Consider the following 2,308-nt stretch of genomic DNA (forward strand, 5'->3'; position numbering starts at 1 on the left):
CGTTTTTTCGCTCATATTCGTTTCAACCATTGCGCCGTGAATATCAAAAAAGCGCGAGCAAATATCGCCAGCAACCTGGCGGGCATTCAGGTCGTCACTCTCTTCACCACCATAAAACGCATGCCAGTTAGCGCCGTCGCGAATGGCCGGTGAGCCAATTCCCACCAGGGCGACATCCAGATTATCCCAGTAGGCAGAGATGGTTTTAAAGTGCTGAGACTGCATGATCCCATTACGAATTAATGGGTTATCCAGCAGAGCCGGAAAATCCGCGAGATGCGATTCCCCTTTCAGCTTCGCTGCCGCGCTGTAGGTTAATGTGTTTACATGATAGCGGCTTTCGAGTTTACCGGACGGTCCGCCAATAATTGGTACGCAGATTAACTGCCGCGATTGCCCCGCCTGCGGCAAGTTTTCAACCAGTGCGCTCACCGCGCGACCCCAGGAAAAACCGACAATATCGCCAGGCTCCAGCAAGCGATCCAGCAGTTGCGCGCCGTGTAACCCCATCATCGCCAGTTGAGTCTCTTCATCCTCATCATTTCCCGACACCACCACAACGTCTTTCAGGCCAAACTTTTGCTTCAGTTGCTGCTCCAGCCAGAGATTTTCGTTGTAGTCATAGTTGATGGCGATGGTGACCATTCCCTGATCGCGGCCTCGTTTAAGCAAGCGGCTGATGGTGGTGCGGTAAATACCCAGTTCGCGCGCGATTTGCGCCTGCGTCATATCCTGTTCGTAATAGAGTTGGGCAATCTTCACAATCAAACGGATATCGTCACTGTTTTCCATTGCCGCCTCCTGGTTCTGCACATTTGTGCAAATACGCTTTCTCACCGCTTGATCTGATATAACCCCATCATGAGGGCCTTTCAAAGCGATTTTTCACTCTTTGCATGGGGAGAAATAGCGCTTTCTCTTGCACATTTGTTTCTCTGCGTAGTAGTCATCAGCACAGGTGTGCAGCGATTCGTAATATGTTGATTATCCTTATTTTGCCAGGCAAATTTGCATCGTACTTCCGGAGACACTTTTGTGATAAAAGGCGTGGCAGATCACATTTAATTTCGACGTTGCCGCATAACCCTGTTTTTCCCCGCTAAGAGGTACGGTATATTCCGCGTTTTACAGGAGAATTTATGCTGCCCGACTCATCAGTCCGTTTAAATAAATACATCAGCGAAAGCGGAATTTGCTCACGCCGCGAAGCGGATCGCTATATCGAGCAAGGCAATGTGTTCCTTAATGGCAAGCGAGCCACCATTGGCGATCAGGTGAAACCCGGCGACATTGTGAAAGTAAACGGTCAGTTGATTGAGCCTCGGGAAGCCGAAGATTTGGTACTTATCGCCCTGAACAAGCCCGTCGGTATTGTCAGCACCACCGAAGATGGCGAGCGCGATAACATTGTCGATTTCGTTAACCACAGCAAACGCGTGTTCCCGATTGGCCGCCTGGATAAAGACTCCCAGGGGCTGATTTTCCTCACCAATCACGGCGATCTGGTGAATAAGATCCTCCGTGCGGGTAACGATCATGAGAAAGAGTATCTGGTGACGGTCGATAAACCGATTACCGATGAATTTATTCGTGGTATGGGGGCGGGGGTGCCGATCCTCGGGACGGTGACGAAAAAGTGCAAAGTCAAAAAAGAAGCGCCGTTTGTCTTCCGCATTACCCTAGTGCAGGGGCTGAACCGTCAGATCCGGCGCATGTGCGAGCATTTCGGCTATGAAGTGAAAAAGCTGGAACGTACGCGCATTATGAACGTCAGCTTAAGCGGCATTCCGCTGGGGGAGTGGCGCGATTTAACCGACGATGAGTTAATCGACCTCTTTAAGCTCATCGAAAATTCCTCTTCCGAGGCAAAACCTAAAGCGAAGGCCAAACCGAAAACAGCGGGCATCAAACGTCCAGTCGTTAAGATGGAAAAAACGGCGGAAAAAGGCGGTCGCCCGGCGTCCAACGGTAAGCGTTTTACCTCGCCGGGGCGTAAAAAGAAGGGACGCTGATTAACGCCTCAGACTGATGAAAACGTCCAAAAAGAGCTCGGACAGTCCCCTCGCCCCTTCGGGGAGAGGGTTAGGGTGAGGGGAAGATTGTGTCCACACAGACGAGTGAAAATCTCAGGCGTTGATTGTTCATTAGCGCCTGCCGCGCGTCGACGTATTTGCTGACCAGCTAAATGACGCTTCAGGATCCGGTTTATAAGCCTGCTTTTTCTTCAATTGGCGGGCTTTTTTCGCTTCAGCCTCACGCTCGACCATTAATTTATCGATGTACTCTTTCTTAATGCTGTTGGTTTCGG

The 2,308-nt window shown here is 50.6% G+C and carries 3 protein-coding genes; 1 reads left to right on the plus strand and 2 read right to left on the minus strand.

Annotation, left to right across the window (positions count from 1 at the left end):
- A partial coding sequence (locus tag ACUU1I_RS20245) for a sugar-binding domain-containing protein (RefSeq protein ID WP_039062336.1) occupies positions 1-792 on the minus strand: 792 nt, incomplete at its 3' end.
- A gap of 347 nt (positions 793-1,139) precedes the next feature.
- Here ACUU1I_RS20245 and rluF point away from each other — a divergent pair.
- On the plus strand, positions 1,140-2,012 hold the full coding sequence (rluF, locus tag ACUU1I_RS20250) for a 23S rRNA pseudouridine(2604) synthase RluF (RefSeq protein WP_000936346.1): 873 nt from the start codon (positions 1,140-1,142) through the stop codon (positions 2,010-2,012).
- A 132-nt stretch (positions 2,013-2,144) separates the two neighbouring features.
- Here rluF and yjbD read toward each other — a convergent pair.
- Positions 2,145-2,308, minus strand: a 164-nt coding sequence (gene yjbD, locus ACUU1I_RS20255; protein WP_214239779.1) for a DUF3811 domain-containing protein, incomplete at its 5' end; no start/stop codon positions are given.

Source organism: Shigella sp. SIG3 (assembly GCF_053555855.1).